The organism is Proteus faecis (assembly GCF_003144395.1).
Classification (GTDB): Bacteria; Pseudomonadota; Gammaproteobacteria; order Enterobacterales; family Enterobacteriaceae; genus Proteus; species Proteus faecis.
The window spans coordinates 28,445-49,874 of the sequence record NZ_PENZ01000015.1 but is presented as its reverse complement, the minus strand read 5'-3'; the positions used below and the strand labels follow the sequence as shown (position 1 = coordinate 49,874).

The 21,430-nt window shown below is 38.8% G+C and carries 19 protein-coding genes; 16 read left to right on the top strand and 3 right to left on the bottom strand.

Annotated elements, in window-relative coordinates; all coding sequences use genetic code 11:
- The first annotated feature begins 2 nt into the window (after positions 1 to 2).
- From DK858_RS04110 to nqrM, 7 genes are all read left to right on the top strand, one after another.
- The gene (locus DK858_RS04110; RefSeq protein WP_109396327.1) at positions 3 to 1,241 is read left to right on the top strand and encodes an NADH:ubiquinone reductase (Na(+)-transporting) subunit B; all 1,239 of its coding nucleotides are present in this window, start codon (positions 3 to 5) and stop codon (positions 1,239 to 1,241) included.
- Complete coding sequence (locus DK858_RS04105; protein ID WP_006534795.1) at positions 1,234 to 2,019, top strand: Na(+)-translocating NADH-quinone reductase subunit C; 786 nt, start codon at positions 1,234 to 1,236, stop codon at positions 2,017 to 2,019. The genes DK858_RS04110 and DK858_RS04105 overlap by 8 nt, the downstream gene beginning before the upstream one ends.
- A complete protein-coding gene (locus tag DK858_RS04100) occupies positions 2,012 to 2,641 on the top strand; it encodes an NADH:ubiquinone reductase (Na(+)-transporting) subunit D (protein WP_004244801.1) in 630 nt (209 codons plus the stop codon). Before DK858_RS04105 ends, DK858_RS04100 begins: the two co-directional genes overlap by 8 nt.
- Positions 2,642 to 2,646: 5 nt before the next feature.
- The gene (gene nqrE, locus DK858_RS04095) at positions 2,647 to 3,243 is read left to right on the top strand and encodes an NADH:ubiquinone reductase (Na(+)-transporting) subunit E (RefSeq protein WP_006534792.1); all 597 of its coding nucleotides are present in this window, start codon (positions 2,647 to 2,649) and stop codon (positions 3,241 to 3,243) included.
- 16 nt (positions 3,244 to 3,259) lie between these two features.
- Complete coding sequence (nqrF, locus tag DK858_RS04090) at positions 3,260 to 4,486, top strand: NADH:ubiquinone reductase (Na(+)-transporting) subunit F (RefSeq protein WP_072063525.1); 1,227 nt, start codon at positions 3,260 to 3,262, stop codon at positions 4,484 to 4,486.
- An 80-nt stretch (positions 4,487 to 4,566) separates the two neighbouring features.
- Positions 4,567 to 5,589: an FAD:protein FMN transferase gene (locus DK858_RS04085; RefSeq protein ID WP_109396326.1), complete on the top strand. Its 1,023-nt coding sequence runs from the start codon at positions 4,567 to 4,569 to the stop codon at positions 5,587 to 5,589.
- 19 nt (positions 5,590 to 5,608) lie between these two features.
- Positions 5,609 to 5,836, top strand: a complete 228-nt coding sequence (nqrM, locus tag DK858_RS04080; protein ID WP_023580998.1) for a (Na+)-NQR maturation NqrM — start codon at positions 5,609 to 5,611, stop codon at positions 5,834 to 5,836.
- Between the two features lie 94 nt (positions 5,837 to 5,930).
- On the opposite strand, the gene DK858_RS04075 is transcribed toward nqrM, so the two are convergent.
- Positions 5,931 to 6,803, bottom strand: coding sequence for a glycerophosphodiester phosphodiesterase family protein (locus DK858_RS04075; protein ID WP_109396325.1), 873 nt, complete (start codon positions 6,801 to 6,803; stop codon positions 5,931 to 5,933).
- 232 nt (positions 6,804 to 7,035) lie between these two features.
- On the opposite strand from DK858_RS04075, the gene dinB reads away from it, so the two are divergent.
- On the top strand, positions 7,036 to 8,091 hold the full coding sequence (dinB, locus tag DK858_RS04070) for a DNA polymerase IV (RefSeq protein ID WP_109396324.1): 1,056 nt from the start codon (positions 7,036 to 7,038) through the stop codon (positions 8,089 to 8,091).
- 78 nt (positions 8,092 to 8,169) lie between these two features.
- On the opposite strand, the gene DK858_RS04065 is transcribed toward dinB, so the two are convergent.
- Entirely contained in the window at positions 8,170 to 10,332 is a 2,163-nt protein-coding gene (locus tag DK858_RS04065) for a TonB-dependent siderophore receptor (RefSeq protein WP_109396323.1), read from the bottom strand.
- 288 nt (positions 10,333 to 10,620) lie between these two features.
- Positions 10,621 to 12,078: a beta-Ala-His dipeptidase gene (gene pepD, locus DK858_RS04060; RefSeq protein ID WP_109396322.1), complete on the bottom strand. Its 1,458-nt coding sequence runs from the start codon at positions 12,076 to 12,078 to the stop codon at positions 10,621 to 10,623.
- Positions 12,079 to 12,431: 353 nt separating this feature from the next.
- Here pepD and gpt point away from each other — a divergent pair, with 353 nt between their 5' ends.
- From gpt to lplT, 8 genes are all read left to right on the top strand, one after another.
- Complete coding sequence (gene gpt, locus DK858_RS04055; RefSeq protein ID WP_006534780.1) at positions 12,432 to 12,893, top strand: xanthine phosphoribosyltransferase; 462 nt, start codon at positions 12,432 to 12,434, stop codon at positions 12,891 to 12,893.
- A gap of 197 nt (positions 12,894 to 13,090) precedes the next feature.
- Positions 13,091 to 14,341 (top strand): esterase FrsA, encoded by a 1,251-nt coding sequence (gene frsA / locus DK858_RS04050; protein WP_109396321.1) that lies wholly within the window; start codon positions 13,091 to 13,093, stop codon positions 14,339 to 14,341.
- A 71-nt stretch (positions 14,342 to 14,412) separates the two neighbouring features.
- On the top strand, positions 14,413 to 14,814 hold the full coding sequence (gene crl / locus DK858_RS04045; protein WP_075672399.1) for a sigma factor-binding protein Crl: 402 nt from the start codon (positions 14,413 to 14,415) through the stop codon (positions 14,812 to 14,814).
- A 115-nt stretch (positions 14,815 to 14,929) separates the two neighbouring features.
- Complete coding sequence (gene proB, locus DK858_RS04040) at positions 14,930 to 16,033, top strand: glutamate 5-kinase (protein WP_109396320.1); 1,104 nt, start codon at positions 14,930 to 14,932, stop codon at positions 16,031 to 16,033.
- 11 nt (positions 16,034 to 16,044) lie between these two features.
- On the top strand, positions 16,045 to 17,298 hold the full coding sequence (locus DK858_RS04035; RefSeq protein ID WP_109396319.1) for a glutamate-5-semialdehyde dehydrogenase: 1,254 nt from the start codon (positions 16,045 to 16,047) through the stop codon (positions 17,296 to 17,298).
- A 144-nt stretch (positions 17,299 to 17,442) separates the two neighbouring features.
- Positions 17,443 to 17,955: a shikimate kinase AroL gene (aroL, locus tag DK858_RS04030; protein ID WP_109396318.1), complete on the top strand. Its 513-nt coding sequence runs from the start codon at positions 17,443 to 17,445 to the stop codon at positions 17,953 to 17,955.
- A gap of 103 nt (positions 17,956 to 18,058) precedes the next feature.
- On the top strand, positions 18,059 to 20,218 hold the full coding sequence (aas, locus tag DK858_RS04025; RefSeq protein ID WP_109396317.1) for a bifunctional acyl-ACP--phospholipid O-acyltransferase/long-chain-fatty-acid--ACP ligase: 2,160 nt from the start codon (positions 18,059 to 18,061) through the stop codon (positions 20,216 to 20,218).
- Positions 20,218 to 21,417: a lysophospholipid transporter LplT gene (lplT, locus tag DK858_RS04020; RefSeq protein ID WP_072063511.1), complete on the top strand. Its 1,200-nt coding sequence runs from the start codon at positions 20,218 to 20,220 to the stop codon at positions 21,415 to 21,417. Before aas ends, lplT begins: the two co-directional genes overlap by 1 nt.
- The last annotated feature ends 13 nt before the right edge of the window (positions 21,418 to 21,430 follow it).

The following is a 21,430-nucleotide window of genomic DNA, read 5'->3' as shown; positions in this document are numbered from 1 at the left end:
TCATGGGTTTGAAAAATTTATTTGAAAAAGTAGAGCACCATTTTGAGCCCGGTGGCAAATTAGCCAAATGGTATGTGCTTTATGAAGCAGTTACCACGGTATTTTATACGCCAGGTACTGTCACGCGTAATGGTGGGCATGTTCGTGACACTATTGACCTAAAACGCATGATGATCTTAGTTTGGTTGTCCGTTTTCCCAGCAATGTTTTGGGGAATGTATAATGTCGGTCATCAAGCGATCCCTGCACTTAATCAGTTATATAGCGGTGCTGAATTACAGCAAATAATTGCTTCAGATTGGCACTATCGTCTTGCTGAATTCCTTGGCGCATCATTAACAACAGATGCTGGATGGGCAAGTAAGATGCTACTTGGTGCAACTTACTTTTTACCTATTTATCTTGTTGTTTTTGTGGTTGGTGGATTTTGGGAAGTTCTTTTTGCCTTTATTCGTGGTCATGAAATTAACGAAGGTTTCTTTGTTACATCAATCTTATTTGCCTTGATTGTACCGCCAACATTACCACTTTGGCAGGCTGCATTAGGTATTACGTTTGGTGTTGTTATTGCAAAAGAAATCTTTGGTGGTACAGGGCGTAACTTCTTAAACCCAGCATTAGCAGGTCGTGCATTCCTGTTCTTTGCTTATCCTGCTCAAATTTCAGGTGATCTAGTTTGGACTGCGGCAGATGGCTTCTCTGGTGCGACACCATTATCACAATGGTCTGTATCGGGTGAAAGTGCATTATTAAATACCGTCACTCAACAACCTATCTCTTGGATGGATGCTTTCCTTGGATATATTCCAGGGTCAATCGGTGAAGTTTCAACACTGATGATTTTAATCGGTGGTGCTGTCATTCTTTTTGCTCGCATTGCTTCATGGCGTATTGTTGCTGGGGTAATGGTGGGCATGATTGTAATGTCATACCTATTTAATTTTATCGGTTCAGATACCAATCCTCTCTTCTCAATGCCTTGGCACTGGCACTTAGTATTAGGTGGTTTTGCTTTCGGTATGATGTTTATGGCAACCGATCCAGTATCTGCATCGTTCACCGATAAAGGTAAATGGGCTTACGGTATTTTGATTGGCGTAATGGCTGTGCTTATTCGTGTCGTCAATCCGGCTTATCCAGAAGGTATGATGCTGGCAATCTTATTCGCAAACTTATTTGCACCACTGTTCGATTACGTGGTTGTTCAGGCGAATATTAAGCGGAGAAAAGCTCGTGGCTAAAGAGAAAAACAAAGATAGCGTCGCAAGAACGTTCCTCGTTGTATTTATTCTATGTCTTGTGTGTTCTGTGGTAGTAGCAGGAGCTGCTGTTGGACTGAAGTCTAAACAAGAAGAACAGAAACTTCTTGATAAACAACGTAATATTCTTGATGTTGCGGGTCTGCTCGTACCTAAAATGAGTGCGACAGATGTACTTAAAGTGTATGACACTCGAATTAAAGCAAAAATTGTTAATTTTCAGACCGGTGAGCTGACTGATAGTAAAGGCAATTTTGATTTAAATGCTGAATTGCGTAGTGATGAGACATCTATTGCGTTATCACCCGCTGAAGATATTGCTAAAATTCGTCGTCGTGCCAATACCGCTGAAGTTTACTTCGTTCTCGATGCTCAAGGTAAAACAACGGAAGTTGTGCTACCTGTATATGGTTCAGGTTTATGGTCTGTCATGTACGCTTTCGTAGCTGTAGATATTGATGGAGTAACAGCGAAAGGGATTACTTATTATTCACATGGTGAAACACCAGGGTTAGGCGGTGAAGTTGATAACCCACAGTGGAAAGCACAATGGAAAGGTAAGCGTTTACTGACTGAAGAAGGTATTCCCGCGATTAAAATTGTGCGTGGTGGCGCATCTGACAGCCCTTATGGTATTGATGGGCTTTCTGGCGCAACATTGACCTCAAATGGTATCCAGCATATGTTCGATTTCTGGTTAGGTGAAAAAGGTTTCGGTCCATTCCTGAAAAAAGTTCGTGAAGGAGAGATCAATGGCTGATACAAAAGAAATTAAACGAGTTTTACTTGGGCCATTGTTAGATAACAACCCGATTGCCTTACAGGTGTTAGGTGTGTGTTCTGCATTGGCGGTAACAACAAAACTTGAAACTGCATTAGTGATGACAATTGCGGTGACTTTAGTTACTGCATTTTCAAACTTTTTTATCTCACTGATCCGTAATTACATACCAAGTAGCGTTCGTATTATTGTTCAAATGGCGATCATAGCTTCATTAGTTATCGTTGTTGACCAAGTTTTACAAGCTTATGCCTATGAGATTTCTAAGCAACTCTCTGTTTTCGTTGGCCTTATCATTACTAACTGTATTGTAATGGGGCGTGCTGAAGCTTATGCAATGAAATCGCCTCCTATTGAAAGTTTTATGGATGGTATTGGTAACGGCTTAGGGTATGGCGTTATCTTGATCCTTGTTGGTTTTCTACGTGAACTCTTTGGTTCAGGTAAATTATTCGGCATTACCGTAATGGAATCTATTCAGAATGGTGGCTGGTATCAGCCTAATGGTTTATTCCTGTTAGCTCCAAGTGCGTTCTTTATCATTGGCTTGCTAATTTGGGGATTACGTACATTAAAACCTGCACAGGTTGAAGAGGACTAATCGCCATGGAACATTATATAAGCCTGTTTGTTCGTGCTGTTTTTATTGAGAATATGGCGCTCGCATTCTTCTTAGGGATGTGTACATTTCTTGCTGTTTCTAAAAACGTAAAAACAGCTTTTGGATTAGGTATCGCTGTTACCGTTGTTCTAGGTCTTTCTGTACCGTTGAATAACTTGGTTTACAACTATGTGTTACGTGATAATGCATTGATGGAAGGTGTTGATTTAAGTTTCTTAAACTTTATTACTTTCATCGGTGTGATTGCAGCACTGGTACAAATCCTAGAAATGATTTTAGACCGTTATTTCCCAGCGCTGTATAACGCACTAGGGATCTTCTTGCCTCTTATTACCGTTAACTGTGCCATCTTTGGTGGTGTGTCATTTATGGCACAACGTGACTATAACTTTAGCGAGTCTATTGTTTACGGTTTCGGCTCCGGAATTGGTTGGATGTTAGCCATCGTATTACTGGCTTCTATCCGTGAGAAAATGAAGTACGCGGATGTACCGGCAGGTATGAAAGGGTTAGGCGTTACTTTTGTCACCACAGGGTTGATGGCATTAGGTTTCATGTCCTTCTCTGGTGTTCAGCTATAAAGGGTGAGAAGAACTCATGGATATAATTATTCTAGGTGTCGTGATGTTTACCCTGATTGTATTGGTATTAACAGCGTTGATTTTGTTCGCAAAATCAAAACTGGTCAATACAGGGGATATTTCTGTTGAGGTCAATGGAGACCCAGACAAAAGTTTTAATGCACCAGCAGGTGATAAATTACTTAACGTATTATCAAACGAAGGTATTTTTATTTCATCAGCTTGCGGTGGTGGTGGCTCTTGTGGTCAGTGTCGCGTTAAAGTGCTGGAAGGTGGCGGTGATATTTTACCGACAGAACTTTCACATATTAACAAACGTGAAGCTAAAGAAGGTTGTCGTTTAGCGTGTCAGGTAAACGTAAAAAACAACTTGAAATTAGAATTACCGGAAGAAATCTTTGGTGTTAAAAAGTGGGAGTGTGAAGTTATCTCAAATGATAATAAAGCCACTTTCATTAAAGAATTGGTGTTAAAAATCCCTGAAGGTGAGGTTGTACCTTTCCGTGCAGGTGGATTTATTCAAATCGAATGTCCTCCTCATACGGTACGTTATGAAGATTTTGATGTACCAGAAGAGTATCGTGAAGATTGGGATAAATTTAATTTGTTCCGTTATGTTTCTGAAGTTAAAGAAACTACAGTACGTGCTTATTCAATGGCGAACTACCCTGAAGAGCATGGCATTATCATGCTAAACGTGCGTATTGCAACACCTCCGCCACGTAATCCTGATGTGCCACCAGGAATTATGTCATCGTATATTTGGTCGTTAAAACCGGGTGATAAGGTGACAATTTCAGGGCCATTTGGTGAATTCTTTGCCAAGGAAACTGATGCTGAGATGATCTTTATTGGTGGTGGTGCGGGTATGGCGCCAATGCGCTCACATATCTTCGACCAATTAAAGCGCTTACATTCTAAACGTAAAATTAGCTTCTGGTATGGTGCGCGTTCTGTTCGTGAAATGTTTTACACTGAAGATTTCGATATGCTTGCAAAAGAAAACGAAAACTTTACATGGCATGTCGCGCTTTCAGATGCATTGCCTGAAGATAATTGGACTGGCTATACTGGATTTATTCACAATGTGTTGTTTGAGAACTACCTCAAGAATCATCCAGCACCAGAAGATTGTGAATTCTATATGTGTGGACCGCCAGTGATGAACGCAGCAGTTATTAAAATGCTCAAAGATTTAGGCGTTGAAGATGAAAACATTATGCTGGATGACTTTGGGGGTTGATCCTCTCTTGGTATAAAGCATAAATGAATGAAATGACAAGCGCCCACTTATGTGGGCGCTCATGATCAGAAGAGAGAGTTATGTTAAAAAGAAAGATGATAAACTGGATAGTGATGCTGTCTGCATTAGTTCTATTATCTGCATGTGGTGAAAAGCAGCAGGTATTAGAAGGTGAAACCATGGGAACTTATTACTCGATTAAATATATTCCTGACAGTAACTCACCTCCACAAAACGTCTTACAAACAGAGATTGATCGTATTCTTGAAGAAGTTAACGATCAAATGTCAACATATCGTCCTCATTCTGAACTTAGTCGTTTCAATCAAAGCCGTGAAATTAATACTCCATTTCCTGTTTCACCTGCGACAGCAAAAGTAGTCAGTGAAGCTATCCATATTAATAAAATAACTGAAGGTGCTTTGGATGTAACCGTTGGGCCGTTGGTTAATTTATGGGGGTTTGGTCCTGAAGGCCGATTTACGCATCAACCATCTGAAGATGAATTAGAAAAACGTAAACAGTGGATTGGAATTGATTACCTTGCTGTTGAAGGGAATACATTAATTAAGAAGATCCCTGAACTTTATGTCGATCTCTCTTCGATTGCTAAAGGCTATGGCGTTGATGCTGTGGCTGAATATTTGATTTCACAGAATATCACTAACTATATGGTTGATATTGGTGGTGAAGTAAGAACCCAAGGCGTGAATGGTAATGATAAGCTTTGGCGTATAGCGATTGAAAAACCGGCGAATGATGGCACAAAGCAGAGTGTTCAGTTAATTATTGAACCGGGTGATAACTCAATAGCCACTTCTGGTGATTATCGTAACTATTTTGAAGAAGACGGTGTCCGTTTTTCTCATACTATTGACCCAACAACAGGTCATCCTATTAAACATAATCTTGCTTCTATCACTGTGATTGTGCCAAGTTGTATGAGTGCTGATGGTCTTTCAACAGGATTAAATGTTTTAGGACCTGAAAAAGGGTTAGCAGTAGCAAATGAGTTAAATATTCCTGTCTTTATGATAGTGAAAACTGAAAATGGGTTTGAAGAGCGTTATAGTAAAGCATTCGCCCCATTCTTGAAAAAGTAGAATTTAAGGAGAGAAGGTTATGTTAAAAATATTTTTATTTGCCTTCATCTTATTCTTGATTGCCTTCTTTGGTATGGCATTAGGCTATATTGTAAAACGTAAAAGCCTTCAAGGTAGCTGTGGCGGTTTAGGTGCTATGGGTATAGAGAAAGAGTGTGATTGCCCTGAACCTTGTGATGCACGTAAAAAACGTATGGCAAAAGATGCAGCAAGAGAAGAATTGCTTAATAAAAATAGAATTCTTTAAGTAAGATATAAAAATAAAAAAAGAGTGGTGTATCTGTTTACATCACTCTTTTTTATTTTATTTTTTCTAAAAAAATGAAGCTAAAACTAGACGTTTACTCTTTTCTAAATGCTTTCATATTTGCAGGTGAATCAACCATAACTGCATCAGCACCTAATTCTTTGGCTTGAATATAATCTTTCTCTGTATTGATCCCAAAAAGAATAATATGAGCATTGCCACCAGCACGAAAACAAGACATGGCATCCTTATCCCAACTCAGAATAGATGCTGAGCGAGCTTCACCTAGTGTGTACTTCTCAACGACCTCTACTTTGCGGTGAAGCTCAAGTCCATACCAACGAGTAATATCTAAACTTTCTGGTAATAAGCAAACATGGTTCATGGTGATATTAGCTAAAATATCACGAGTGATATCACGGCTTTCAAAACGTTGTACATTATCCGGCAAGGCATTAAGAAATGCGGTATTTGTAGAGTAGATGCGAGTTCTATCTAGAGCGTTATGTTTACGAAGCACTGTAGTTAATGCTTCACTTTGGATTGCTGGATCAGCATCTGGCGATTTTAAATCAAGATAAAACTGTGTTGTCGGAAATTGAGTTAAGATCTCATCTAATGTTGGAATGGTGACGCCTTTATTTCGATAAGGAAACTGTTGTGCTTCACCAAATTTATAACCCGCATCCCATTGTTTAAGTTGCTGTGCAGTAAAGTCAGAAATACTGCCTTGTCCATTCGTTAAGCTTTTTAAGTCGCTTGGACGATAAAGAACGGGAATATTATCTTTCGATAATTGAATGGTGATCCAAATTGCATCAGCTTGATTAGAAAGGGCTGTTTTTATAGCAATTTCAGTATTTTCAGGAGCATCAGCTGTGCCACCACGATGTGCGATAATTTTAGGAGATGCCATAAGAATTACAGAATAAAAAAAGAGAGAAATAGCGATAAATAATTTGATCATGAAAAATTATTTCCTTGTTTTATATATAGTTACAAAACAATATTTAAAATTAATGTAATTAATCAACGAGCAAAAACAATCTATCATTACTTTGTGACATTTCTATAAATAAACAGACTAATTCAGAGTTTTATGAGAAATACACCTCAATAGAGGGAGATGAGAAGGAATAAAATTGTAGTTAATATTTATTTACTGTATATTTAAACAGTAAATAAGATGAGGTGATTGTATGCGTAAAATTATTCATGTTGATATGGATTGTTTTTATGCTGCGATTGAAATGCGAGATAATCCAGCACTAAAAGCGATCCCAATTGCGGTTGGAGGTAATGCTTCTAGCCGAGGAGTGATCTGCACGGCGAATTATCCAGCTCGTCGTTTTGGTGTTCGTAGCGCGATGTCAACAGCAACAGCGTTGAAGTTATGTCCTCACTTAAAAGTTTTACCAGGTAGAATGGCGCTCTATAAAGAGACATCAGCAACGATCCGTAAAATTTTTTCTCGTTATACCCATCTTATTGAACCTCTTTCACTCGATGAAGCTTATCTTGATGTATCTGACAGTAAGCATTGCCACGGCTCAGCGACGTTGATAGCACAAGAGATTCGCCAACAAATTTTTGATGAATTAAATCTCACTGCATCAGCTGGTATTGCACCGATTAAATTTCTTGCAAAAATTGCCTCTGATATTAATAAACCAAATGGACAATTTGTTATTACACCAGAGCAAATCGATGATTTTATTTTAAAATTACCGCTTAATAAAATACCAGGTGTAGGTAAGGTGACATTTGCTCGCTTGCAAGAAATGGGGTTAGAAACTTGCGCTGATATTCGTCGTAGCGATGTTATTTCTTTGGTAAAAGTGTTTGGGAAATTTGGTCAAAATTTGTGGGAACGTAGTCATGGCATTGATGAGCGTGAAATTAACCCTGATAGACTCAGAAAATCTGTTGGCGTTGAGCGTACTTTTGCCTCAGATATCAATTCTTGGGATGATTGCTTGGTATTACTTGATGGGTTATATAACGAATTAGAAAGGCGGCTCATAAAAGTGAAACCTGATTTAAGAATAGCAAGGCAAGGCGTTAAACTAAAATTTGATGATTTTCAATTAACAACACAAGAGCATACTCATCCTATTTTAGAAAAAGCCGATTTAATAAATATTGCCTATCAAGCATGGCATGAGCGCCGAAATGGCCGAGGTGTGCGATTAATCGGTTTTCATGTCACTTTGCAAGATCCACAAATAGAACGACAACTTCTTTTAGCATTATAAATATTAAAAAAACCATAGCCTCTTTATCGATAGACTATGGTTAATGCAGTTCATTTATGTTGTTAATCTAATACGGGATCACCAGCGATAATTCATTGTTGCTGTCATTGTTCTGCCAATCCCATAAAAACATGCAGTATCACCTGCACAAGATGCAACATAGTGTTTATTCGCAATATTATTTATATTGAGCTGAATTTCAGCACCTTTTAAAGAGGGTGATAGCTTACCTAATGAATAACCAATCATTGCATCGTAAAGAGTAACCGCTGGTACACTGACTGTATTTTTGGTATCACCTTGAGATACCCCCACATATCTCACACCAATACCCGTTTTTGCCCCATTAAATAGTCCGGATGTTTCATCATATTGCCCCCAAAGAGATGCCATATGTTTAGGGACTCTAGGGAGTTCTTTTCCTTGTGTTCCCGCAATAATGGTTTTTCTGACTTCAGTATCGATATAAGCATAGCTACTGATAAATGAAATTTTTTCAGTTAATTGACTATTAATTTGCGCTTCAACACCTCGATTTCTAATTTCACCGACCGGTTCAAAATACGCTTTTTCAGCATTGTAATTGGTAACATTGCGTTGTTGTAATTGATAAACAGAGAGTGTTGCTAATGTTTGTTCATTTGGTGTGAGGTATTTAATTCCTGCTTCTAATTGACGACCTTCGCTAGGCTCAAAAGGAGAACTTCCTGGTGCTCGACGAGTTTGTAAATTAGGTTCAAATGAGGTGCTATAACTAATATAAGGAGAAATGCCATTATCAAAAGAATATAAAAGCCCTACGCGCCCCGTCAATTTATGATCGTCTTGTTGGTCATAGCTTTTAGCTAAGAAATCATGAGTCCGAACTTGAGCCCAATCTTGGCGTAAGCCTGCAAGTAAGATCCAGTTTTTCCATTGGAGCTGATCTTGTAGATACAGACCGATCTGATCACGTTTTTGGCGCTGATCGGTTGCGGGTTTTTGTAAGTTCATATTAATTGGATAGTGATAATTAGGATCACGCCAATCAAGATCGTACTCAGGCCCCATTGCACGGAGTAAGTTATCTTGATCTTTACTCCATTGATAATCAATACCAGCAATCACAGTATGATCAAGTTTTGCAGTAGCAAAGTCGGCTTGTAAACGAGTATCTATTCCTAAAGTATCGGTTTCTCGTTGCTCTTGTTGTGCTCGGCGTTCAAGGACATAAGGGTTATCTTTTCTTAAAGATCCAAATACAAGGTATTTATATTTCTGATTAATATGGCTATATCGAGCATTTTGTACAATTTTTAGTGAGTCACTAAATTCGTGTTCAAACTCATAACCTACACCATATTGTTGGCGCCATGATTTATGGTAATCGGGATTGTTAACATCAAAATTAAAGGGAATAGTACCCGCAGGAGTACTTTTAACCGTACCATAGGCAGGTAAAAAATTACGATATCCTGCTTCAGGCTCTTGTTGAATAAAACTTAATAATGTTAAGCGAGTTTGTTCATTAGGTAAGAATGTTATCGCAGGAGCAAGTGCAAAACGTTCTTCTTTATAGTTTTTTATTTGTGTATGTTGTGTTTTGGCAATACCGTTTAGACGATAAAGTATACGATTATCATCACTTAATGTACCTGAAAAATCAAAAGCAGTTTCTGCTAATTTATCATTGCCTACACGTACTTGAATGTGACGAATAGGGGATGCTGTTGGTCTTTTACTTGTCATTGCAACAAGACCACCAGGGTTTACTTGACCATAAAGAACCGATGCTGGTCCTCTAACTACTTCAACGCGTTCTAATAACCATGGATCAATTGCGCCAGTTGATGATGATGCTCCCATTCCATAGCTTAAACCATCAAGAAAACGTGGCGCATAACTGTATCCACGAATAAAAACTTCATCATTACGATTAGAACTTCCACGATATTCTGTGAAAACTCCCGGTGTATAACGCAACGCCTGAGAAACAGAACTGACATCTTGAGTATCCATTTGATCACGTGTGATCACGCTAATAGATTGCGGTGTTTTTTCTATTTCAGTCGGTGTTTTATTTGTTGATAATGTTTTTGTTGCTACAAAGCCGGAAACCGGTGCTTGAGGATCTTGTGATGGAGATGCTGTAACAATTATCTTTTCAGGTACATTTTGAGTAACGGCTGCATGGATCTGGATAGAAAGTAAACTTAGAGGTAAAGCGAGAAAGAGGCTAACAACGCAATTTTTATTAGACACAATTGAACCCTTTGTTTTTTATTATTTAACTTTAAATGCGGAAGCCATGAAAATATCACTCTAAAAATATTAATGCTAATGATAATGATTAGCATTCTATATATTTAATTTATTAAGATCTGTTTTTTTATTCCATTATGAAATAAGTGATTGAGAAATTGGCTATATGAGGAATAAATTATGATCTTTAAGGGAAATAGGGGAAGGAGGGATAAATTATTTTCTTGCTGGCTGCGTTACAAAAAACCCGCCAATTAAGCGGGTTTCATTATTAACGCTAAAGCGAGATTATTTAGCAGGGATTGCTTTTAAAATCGCGGTTAATAATTGCCAGTATTGACCGACGCTCTTAATGTGAACGCGTTCGTCTGGTGAGTGAGCACCACGGATTGTTGGCCCAATAGAAACCATATCCATATCTGGGTAAGGTTTTTTGAATAGACCACACTCAAGACCAGCGTGGATAACCATGATGTTTGGTACTTTATCAAACAGTTGCTGGTAAGTGTCACGAACTAAATGCATAACAGGAGAGTCTGCATCAGGTTTCCAACCAGGATAACCGCCTTTGGTTTCGATATCTGCTTTCGCCAGTTTTGCTAATGATGTTAGCATGCTAACAACATAGGTTTTACCGCTATCAATCAGTGAGCGAATTAAGCACAGGATCTCTACTTTATCGTCAACAATGCTAACAACACCGACGTTTAATGAAGTTTCAACAACACCTTCAACGTCGTCACTCATACGTATAACACCATTTGGCATTGCATTAAGTAGGTTGATTAAGCGCTCTTGGCAATCTGCAGTGAAAACTTTCTTATCTGTTGTTGTATCAATTAATTCAACTTTCAGATTTTTTTCAGCAATAGCTAATTCTGTTTTTAACAGCGCTTCAAATTTCGCTTTTACTTCATCTAGTTGGTTTGCTTTATCCGCTGGAATTGCAAAAATAATGTTTGCTTCACGAGGAATCGCATTACGCAGTGTACCACCATGAAAATCAATTAATTTCAGCGATAATTCTTCGGCATGACCCGCTAAGAAACGCGCTAATAATTTATTGGCGTTACCTAAGCCTAAATGGATATCACCACCAGAGTGACCACCATTTAATCCTTTTAAAACCAGTTGCTTAACAATGTGGCCTGCTGGCATTGCATCGTAAGAAAGGCTTACTGTGGTTTTAACATCAATACCACCCGCGCAACCCATGTAGATTTCGCCTTCTTCTTCTGAGTCTGTGTTGATAAGAATGTCAGCTTGTAACCAACCTGGTTGTAAACCAAATGCACCGTCCATGCCTGTTTCTTCAGTCATAGTTAGTAGCACTTCTAATGGTCCGTGCTTAACAGTGTCATCAGCTAAAACAGCTAATGCAGATGCCATACCTACACCATTATCAGCACCTAATGTTGTGCCTTTAGCTTTGATCCATTCGCCATCAATGTAAGGTTGAATCGGATCTTTAGTGAAGTCGTGAACCGTGTCGTTATTTTTTTGTGGCACCATATCTAAGTGTGCTTGCAAAACAACGGCTTTACGATCTTCCATGCCTTTGGTTGCTGGTTTACGAATTAAAATATTGCCAACTGCATCGCGCTGAGCAAAAAGACCTTTTTCACTAGCCCAAGAAAGAATATGGGAAGCTAAGGCTTCTTCATGATGTGATGGATGTGGAATTGAACAAATTTTTGCAAAAATATCCCATAGTGGTTGTGGGGATAGAGTAGATAGTTCAGACACGATGGATCTCCTCTAACAGCATCTGTGTTATTGATAGCCTACCGCTTTTTTAAGGGTTAGCTTTATTATTCTGAGCGTTATACGCCAATATAGTTGAGAATATCACTTTCTTCTGATGAATGCGTCATTCTATTCACATCTCTATCTAAGAAAGTAGATCTCTATTTTGTATTCATTTTTTATATAGTTTGTTTTTTAATCAGAAAAAGGTATTACAGAAAAAAATGAGGATAATCTCACCTGTTTTCACGTTTTCTCTGGTTTTTAGGCGCTCAAATCACTATAATCTCGCGCAACCTTTTTTTCCGCAAAAAAGCTTCTCTCGAAATTCAAGTAGCTAGGATCACAATATTATGAGCGAAAAATATGTTGTAACGTGGGATATGTTGCAAATACATGCCCGTCAATTGGCGCAACGTTTATTACCAGTCGAACAGTGGACAGGCATTATTGCTGTCAGCCGTGGGGGATTAGTCCCTGCTGCATTACTTGCTCGTGAATTAGGTATCCGCCACGTGGATACAGTTTGCATTTCTAGCTATGACCATGATCATCAGCGTGACCTCAAAATCTTAAAAAAAGCAGAAGGTGATGGTGAAGGCTTTATCGTTGTTGACGATTTAGTCGATACTGGTGGTACTGCTAAAGTTATCCGTGAAATGTATCCAAAAGCGCATTTTGTTACTATCTTTGCAAAACCAGAAGGGCGTCCTTTAGTGGATGATTTTGTGGTTGATATTCCGCAAAACACATGGATTGAACAGCCTTGGGATATGGGCGTTGCCTTTATACCTCCAGTTTGTGATCAAAAATAAATTGATAGCATTTGCTTTGCTGTTTTAATTGAGATCCTCGCTTAGGCGGGGATTTTTGTTTTTACACTTCTCTCTCTTGTTATGGTGTCTTCGTGCGATTGCTTGTCGTGATACACATTGTTGTAGCCGATTTCATGCTATGATAAAGCCAGACTTTTAAGCCCCTTTATACGGTATCCACTGATTTGAAGAGTGATATGGCAAACAATACGAATCTTTCTGAAACTTTATTTAAGCCACGAGCAAAGCACGCTGAAACCTCAACGCTAATTCAGTACACCCATCCAAAATCGAATATTAATACCTATACTGTACTTAATGGTACGAGCCAGCAAAATTGGTATCGGACTATTCAACGTTTACTTTGGATTTGGCGTGGAATTTCTCCTATTGAAATAGAAGAAGTGTTAAGTCGAATTGCGGTACACGATGCTCCTCGCAGTGATGATAAATTTATTGATACCGTTGTAGGATATCGTAAAGGAGGTTGGTCATTTGAATGGTCACATCAAGCGATGATCTGGCAACAAAAAGCATTACGTGAAGAGTCTGGTGATGTCGCAGCAGAGTGTTGGTTACAAGCCGCACATCTTTATAGTATTGCCGCATATCCCTTTATTAATGGTGATTTCCTAGCGGATCAAGCTGTAACTTTATCGATGAAGGCCTTTGAAAATGCGACTAAATTTTCTTCTTTTGAAGTAAAAAAACTGACATTTAAATTAGAGGGAAAAGGGTCGACAACGGGTTTTCTGCATTTACCTAAAGATTGTAGAGGCCCTTATCCTACTGTGTTATTTTGTGGCGGGCTAGACGGCTTACAAAGCGATTATGTTAGCTTCTTCCGTGATTACCTTTCCCCTAAAGGGATTGCAATGTTAACACTGGATATGCCCGGAATTGGTTATTCAGTAAAACAAAAACTAACGGAAGATACATGCCAATTACAAGGTGACGTTCTAAAACAACTTTCTGAAGTGCCTTGGATTGATCATACTCGCGTTGGTGTGATGGGCTTTCGCTTTGGTGGTAATATTGCTGTGCGATTAGCTTATATCTACCCAAAATTAATTAAAGGTGTTGTTGCTTTAGGTCCTTTGATCCACGCTTTCTTTACTCAAGCTGAATTGCAGAAAAAGATCCCTGTGATGTACCTTGATGTATTAGCAAGTCGCTTGGGGTTATGGAATATAGATGAGAATAATCTTCGATTATCGTTGAGCAGTTATTCCTTGAAAAACCAAGGATTGATTGGCCGACGTATGCCTGTTCCTATGATGGGCGTTTATTGGAAAGGGGATGAAATGAGTCCTAAAGAGGATTCGCAGTTAATTGCTCGTTCCTCTATGGATGGTGATATTCTTGCTATTAATGACAAACCGCTTTACGAAGGTTTAGAGCTTGCGTTACAAAAAAGTGCAGATTGGATCTATGATAAATTAATATAATTAATTTTGAACAATAACTTGCTAATTATATTAGATTATATAACAGTAGAGTTTCTAAGGAGGCTGAATTTATGACTTCATCTTTGAACCCTACCCGAGGTAAGTTATTAAAGCGTTTTGCTCAAATCGGTCCTTATATCCGAGAGCAACAATGCCAAGAGAGCCAGTTCTTTTTTGACTGTTTAGCGGTTTGTGTAAATAAAAAAGTCGCGCCGGAAAAACGAGAGTTTTGGGGCTGGTGGATGGAATTAGAACGTAATAATGAACAGCTCATTTATCATTATCAAATTGGGCTATTCGATAAAAATGGTGACTGGCTTCATCAGAACATAAGTAAGAATGATGTTGTTGAGTCAATCAATGAAACACTTATTCGTTTTCATGAATTTCTTCAACTTGCGGTGAGTGAATTAGAGATGACACTCATCCCCGATGAAAAAATGAACAAATTTCCTCTTCCCATTCAGCCCTAATTTTGTGTTAGGGCAACTTTTCATAGATTTTGCGTTATGTCAGTTGGCATAACGCTTCTCTCCTGATAAAACTGTGTATTATCTTTTTAAATAATCAACAAGAATGGTAAATGTTATGAGTAGCAGCCAAACGCTGGTTGTTAAATTAGGGACAAGTGTACTGACTGGTGGTTCACGACGTCTAGATCAGTCTCATATAGTTGAGCTGGTTCGCCAATGTGCTAAACAACATGAAAAAGGTCATCGGATTATAATTGTCACGTCAGGTGCAATTGCCGCTGGGCGTGAGTATTTGAATTATCCTGATTTGCCAGCAACTATTGCTTCAAAACAGTTGCTGGCCGCTGTGGGGCAAAGTGCCTTAATTCAAGTATGGAAACAGTTATTTGCCATCTATGGTATTCATATTGGTCAAATGCTATTAACGCGTGCAGATATTGAAGATAGAGAACGTTTCCTAAATGCGCGTGATACATTACATGCACTGTTGGATAACCATATTATCCCCGTTATCAATGAAAATGATGCTGTTGCTACCGCGGAAATTAAAGTGGGTGATAACGATAACTTATCAGCATTAGCTGCTATTTTAGGTGGTGCAGATAAATTGTTATTACTGACGGATATTGAAGGGCTGTATACAGCTGATCCGCGTAGTAATCCAGATGCTAAATTGATCCCTGAAGTTTTTGATATCAATGATAAATTACGTCAAATGGCAGGTGATAGCGTATCAGGCTTAGGCACGGGGGGAATGGCTACAAAACTGCAAGCTGCGACCGTTGCAGGGCGCGCAGGTATTGATGTTGTCATCGCTGCAGGTGTTCAACCTGAAGTTATTGCTAAAGTTATCAATAATGAACCTGTTGGAACGTTATTCCATGGCTTAAAAAGCCCATTAGAAGCGCGTAAACGGTGGATCTTTGGTGCGCCAATTGCTGGTGTGATTGTGGTTGATGAAGGCGCTGAAAACGCAATTAAAGAAAAAGGTAGCTCCCTTTTACCAAAAGGTATCAAAGAAATTAAAGGCGATTTCTCCCGTGGCTGTGTTATCCGCGTGCAAAGTTTACAAGGTAAAGATCTCGCTCATGGTGTTGCTCACTATAATAGTGATGCCTTACGTCTAATTGCAGGACATCATTCACAAGAAATTAGTCAAATTTTAGGTTACGAGTATGGCAGTGTTGTCGTGCATCGTGATGATATGATTGTTAGCTAAGGAGCCTTCTGATGTTAGAACAAATGGGTAAATCTGCAAGAGAGGCCTCTTGGCATTTAGCTCAACTATCAACAGAGCAAAAAAATCAGGCATTATTAGTTATGGCTGATTTATTAGAACAACATGAAGCCTCAATTCTTGCGGCGAATGAAAAAGATATGCAAGCGGCTCGCGAAGCTAATATCAATGCCGCTATGCTTGATCGTCTATTACTTAATTCTGCACGCTTAAAAGCAATCGCAGATGATGTACGACAAGTGTGTCGCTTAGAAGATCCGGTGGGTCAAGTTATTGATGGACGTATGCTAGATAGCGGTTTACGTTTAGAGCGTCGTCGTGTGCCATTGGGGGTGGTGGGAGTTATTTATGAAGCTCGCCCTAATGTGACAATTGATGTCGCTTCTTTATGTTTGAAAACAGGTAATGCAGCGATTCTTCGAGGTGGAAAAGAAACCCATCACACTAACCAAGCGGTTGTGGCTGTTATTCAACAAGCATTAGAAAAATGTGGCATTCCTGCCGGTGCTATTCAGGCAATCAATAAGCCTGATCGTGAGTTAGTCGCTAAAATGCTAAAAATGGATGAGTATATTGATATGCTTATTCCACGTGGTGGTGCAGGATTACATAAACTTTGCCGTGAACAATCAACTATTCCAGTTATCACTGGTGGTATCGGTGTTTGTCATACTTTTGTTGATGAAAGTGCTGATTTAGAAAAAGCATTAACGGTTATCATAAATGCAAAAGTACAACGTCCTAGTGCATGTAACTCGTTAGAAACACTTTTAGTACACGAAAATATTGCAGATCTATTTTTGCCACAGTTAAGTGATGCCATGGCTACTCAAAAGGTAACTTTGCATTCAAGTGAGAAAGCATTGGTAGGGCTGAAAAAAGGCGGAGCTACTGTAGTTGATGTGAAAGATGCTGATTATTGCGATGAATGGTTGTCACTTGATTTAAATGTTGAAGTAGTGAGTGGATTAACGGAGGCAATTAGTCATATTCGTCGTTATGGTACTGCGCACTCTGACGCTATTTTAACGCAATCTATCTCTAATGCTGATCGTTTTGTTCGTCAAGTTGATTCTGCAGCTGTGTATGTTAATGCAAGCACGCGTTTTACTGATGGTGGACAATTCGGTTTAGGTGCTGAGGTTGCTGTTAGTACACAGAAACTACATGCTAGAGGCCCGATGGGTTTAGATGCATTAACGACCTATAAATGGATTGGTTACGGTGATAATACAATTCGTAGCTAATTATTAAGATGACGAAATAAGCCATACTTTCTAAAGTGTGGCTTTATTTTTTTGTTACATCAGGTATGATGTTTTATACTTTACAGCATGTAAACTTTTAATTACAACCCTAAAAGGGAACACACTATGGAGATAGTGCATTTTATGGATAGTACAATTTACCTTATTGGGCCTAGAGGTGCAGGGAAAACAACAGTAGGTAAGGCACTTTCCCTCACTTTAAATTATAGATTTATTGATACTGATGATTGGGTAACTCAAAAATATCAACAAACTATATCTTTAATGGTTCAAGAAAAAGGTTGGGATTTTTTTCGTCAAATTGAATCAGAAGCACTAATCCAAGTTAGCCAACCTAATCAAGTTATCTCAACGGGTGGGGGCATGATTTTAGCAGAACAAAATCGTGATTATATGAAATCTTCAGGTGTTATTATTTATTTACAGGCGTCTGTTGAAACTTTAGTTGAGCGTTTATCTCAAGATCCGAATGAAGCACAAAGACCAAGTTTGACGGGTAAAACGTTAGTTTCAGAAATGAATGACGTTTTGGTTAAACGTGAACCTTTATATTTACAATGTGCTGATATCATTGTCGATGCGGGATTATCTATAAACGAAATTATTGAGGTAATTCTCGCAAAACTCATGAAATAATTAAGAAGTCGTCTGATATAAAGGATAAAACAGGGAAGATCTATTTTATTTTCATCACATCCTATTTATAGTAAGGCTAATTATAGCAAAATGAGATATGGATATGATGTTGATAGCGTTTTTTAAAACACTATTTAAATTCTTATTTAGAATAAGAATTGAAGGACTTGTTAATCAGTTTTCACAATATGAAAAATGTATAATTACACCAAATCATACTTCTTTTATTGACGGTATATTATTACGTTTATTCCTGCCTATTAATCCCGTGTTTGCTGTTTATACCTCTGTTGCTTCTGCAAAAACGACAAAATGGTTAGGTCGTTATGCTGATATTGTACCTTTAGATCCCGCTAATCCAATGGCTGTGCGCCAATTAGTTAAAGAAGTGGATAAAGGTCGTCCAATTGTGATCTTCCCAGAAGGAAGGATCACTGTAACAAATGGTTTGATGAAAATTTATGAAGGTGCTGCTTTTATTGCCGCAAAATCAGGCGCTAAAGTTGTTCCTGTTAGAATTGAAGGCGCTGAATTCAGCTATTTTTCACGAGTACGTAAAAGTTTACGAGTAAAGTCTCAATTCTTTCCTAAAATCACTATCAAAGTGCTTCCTGCCGTTGATTTACCGATGCCAAAAGCTGAAAAATCTTCTGAGCGTCGCCGATTAGCAGGTGAAGCGATGCGTGACATCATGATGGAAGCCATCATGCAAACACGTCCTAATCTTACGTTGTATGAAGCATTTTTACAGGCAATGTCTCAATATGGCCGATTTAGTCCACTAATTTCTGATATCAGCTTAAAAGAAGACTCTTATCAAGGGTTACTGAAAAAAACGTTAGGGATCAGCCGGTTGATTGAACGCTACACGGAGCCGAAAGAGCGTATAGGTTTACTGCTTCCAAATACAACGGTAACTGCAGCTGCACTATTAGGTGCCACTATGCGTCAACGTGTTGTGGCAATGCTTAACTACACGGCAGGTAGTTTAGGTGTACAAAATGCGATGAAAGCCGCATCAATCAAAACCATCTTTACATCACGCCAGTTTTTAGAGAAAGGGAATTTATTACATATTCCTGAGCAAACCCCTGAAGCTAATTGGATTTATCTTGAGGATCTAAAAGATACTGTCACCAGTGAAGATAAACGCTGGATCCTCAAACATCTCATTACGCCTCAAAAAGCGATGTTACCGCAAGATGCACATGATGCAGCCGTTATTCTATTTACATCAGGTTCAGAAGGGACGCCCAAAGGCGTTGTTCATAGCCATTCAAGCTTATTGGCTAACGTTGATCAAATTCGTGCTATTGCTGATTTTTCGCCAAAAGATAAATTTATGTCAGCATTGCCGTTATTCCATGCATTTGGTTTAACCGCTTGCTTGCTAACCCCAATTTGTTTGGGTGCACGCGTTTTTCTTTATCCCAGTCCGTTACACTATCGAGTTGTACCCGAATTAGTCTATGACCAAAACTGTACAGTGTTATTTGGAACATCAACCTTTTTAGGAAACTACGGAAAATTTGCTCATCCTTATGATTTTGCCAGAGTGAGATATGTGGTTGCTGGGGCTGAAAAACTCTCTGAATCAACACGTGTTTTATGGCAAGAGAAATTTGGTATTCGTATTTTAGAAGGTTATGGCGTAACAGAATGTGCACCAGTTGTGTCAATCAACGTGCCTATGAGTGCTAAAGCTCATACAGTAGGGCGTTTGTTACCTGGTATGGAAGGGCGTTTAATTCCAATGAATGGTATTACTGATGGCGGTAGACTACAACTACGTGGCCCTAATGTAATGATGGGGTACTTACGAGTAGAATCCCCTGAAAAATTGGAAGCCCCAGTCGCAGCTAATGCTGAAGGCATTGATGAGGAAGGTTGGTACGACACTGGTGATATTGTTGCTATCGATAGTGAAGGTTTCTGTACAATTAAAGGGCGTGTTAAACGCTTTGCAAAAATTGCTGGTGAAATGGTTTCTCTCGAAGGTGTTGAGCAACTTGCACGTAAAGCATCTCAAGGTGAGCATGCGGTTGTATCAATAAGTGATAAACGCCGAGGTGAATCATTAGTTCTTTTTACAACAGATAAACAATTAGATCGTAGTGTATTATCAACACTGGCAAAATCTGAAGGTATTGCCGAAATCGCTGTACCAAAAGACATTCGTTTTATCAAAGAGATTCCTGTCTTAGGAAGTGGAAAAACGGATTTTGTTTCATTGAAGAAACTAGCTGAACAGGAAAATAATTAATGCCAGAGAATATTAGCCAGCCTCCTTTAATGAGTAGGGGAATGAAAGCGGTTCTTTTATCGCAATTTCTTTCTGCTTTTGCCGATAATGCCTTACTATTTGCCATTCTTGCGCAGTTTAAATCTTCACTGTATCCAGAGTGGAGCCAACCTGTTTTACAGATGGTCTTTGTGCTGGCTTTTATTCTTTTAGCTCCTTTTGTAGGACAGTTTGCTGATCGTAATCCTAAAGGTAGGGTAATGCTCAGTGGTAATCTGTTAAAATTTGTAGGTGCATTTCTTATCTGCGTTGGCTCTGATCCTTTTCTTGGTTATGCCCTCGTTGGAATTGGTGCCGCTGTTTATTCTCCGGCTAAATATGGCATTTTAGGTGAATTAACCGATGGCGAACGTTTAGTTAAAGCAAATGGTTTAATGGAAGCTTCTACTATTGCGGCTATTTTATTGGGATCCGTCATTGGTGGTTTACTCTCAGATTGGAGCATTGTTTTTGCATTAGGTGTTTGTGCTGCAATGTATGGTTTAGCGGTATTTGTTAACTTTGGTATACCTAAATTATCAGCTGCTCAAATTGGTCGTGGTTGGAACATTAAAAAAATGTTTACACAGTTTCTTGAGGCTACACGAACTTTATGGGCTGATAAAGAAAGTCGCTTTTCTTTAGTAGGAACCAGCATGTTTTGGGGAGCGGGAGTAACATTGCGCTTTTTACTTGTGCAGTGGGTACCTATTGCTCTAGGTATGACTGATAATACAACCCCGACTGTATTAAATGCGATGGTTGCTATTGGTATTGTGGTCGGTGCCGGATTAGCTGCTAAATTTGTGACTCTGAAAACAGTACGTCGCTGTATGCCTGCGGGTATTTTAATTGGTCTTGGTGTTGTTTATTTCTCATTGCAAACCTCAATTATTCCATCCTACTTAATTCTTATCATCATCGGTGTTTTTGGTGGCTTCTTTGTCGTGCCATTGAATGCGTTATTACAAGACAAAGGAAAGCACAGTGTTGGTGCTGGTAATGCTATCGCTGTACAAAATCTCGGTGAAAATACAGCAATGTTATTAATGCTTGGTTTATTCTCACTGGTTACAAGCATTGGTGTCTCTGTTGTTGCTATCGGAATAGGCTTTGGGGCTATTTTTGCCCTAGCAATTGGTGGTCTATGGTTATGGGATTGCACTAGGAAGAAATCTTAAACAGTGAGATTTA

Bases quoted from the DNA above. Each gene is read 5' to 3' on its own strand.
- proB (WP_109396320.1), top strand. From the start codon at position 14,930: ATGAGTAGCAGCCAAACGCTGGTTGTTAAATTAGGGACAAGTGTACTG.
- DK858_RS04075 (WP_109396325.1), bottom strand. From the start codon at position 6,803: ATGATCAAATTATTTATCGCTATTTCTCTCTTTTTTTATTCTGTAATT.
- DK858_RS04110 (WP_109396327.1), top strand. From the start codon at position 3: ATGGGTTTGAAAAATTTATTTGAAAAAGTAGAGCACCATTTTGAGCCC.
- lplT (WP_072063511.1), top strand. From the start codon at position 20,218: ATGCCAGAGAATATTAGCCAGCCTCCTTTAATGAGTAGGGGAATGAAA.
- dinB (WP_109396324.1), top strand. From the start codon at position 7,036: ATGCGTAAAATTATTCATGTTGATATGGATTGTTTTTATGCTGCGATT.
- nqrM (WP_023580998.1), top strand. From the start codon at position 5,609: ATGTTAAAAATATTTTTATTTGCCTTCATCTTATTCTTGATTGCCTTC.
- gpt (WP_006534780.1), top strand. From the start codon at position 12,432: ATGAGCGAAAAATATGTTGTAACGTGGGATATGTTGCAAATACATGCC.
- frsA (WP_109396321.1), top strand. From the start codon at position 13,091: ATGGCAAACAATACGAATCTTTCTGAAACTTTATTTAAGCCACGAGCA.
- aas (WP_109396317.1), top strand. From the start codon at position 18,059: ATGATGTTGATAGCGTTTTTTAAAACACTATTTAAATTCTTATTTAGA.
- DK858_RS04100 (WP_004244801.1), top strand. From the start codon at position 2,012: ATGGCTGATACAAAAGAAATTAAACGAGTTTTACTTGGGCCATTGTTA.
- aroL (WP_109396318.1), top strand. From the start codon at position 17,443: ATGGATAGTACAATTTACCTTATTGGGCCTAGAGGTGCAGGGAAAACA.
- nqrF (WP_072063525.1), top strand. From the start codon at position 3,260: ATGGATATAATTATTCTAGGTGTCGTGATGTTTACCCTGATTGTATTG.
- DK858_RS04035 (WP_109396319.1), top strand. From the start codon at position 16,045: ATGTTAGAACAAATGGGTAAATCTGCAAGAGAGGCCTCTTGGCATTTA.
- DK858_RS04085 (WP_109396326.1), top strand. From the start codon at position 4,567: ATGTTAAAAAGAAAGATGATAAACTGGATAGTGATGCTGTCTGCATTA.
- nqrE (WP_006534792.1), top strand. From the start codon at position 2,647: ATGGAACATTATATAAGCCTGTTTGTTCGTGCTGTTTTTATTGAGAAT.
- crl (WP_075672399.1), top strand. From the start codon at position 14,413: ATGACTTCATCTTTGAACCCTACCCGAGGTAAGTTATTAAAGCGTTTT.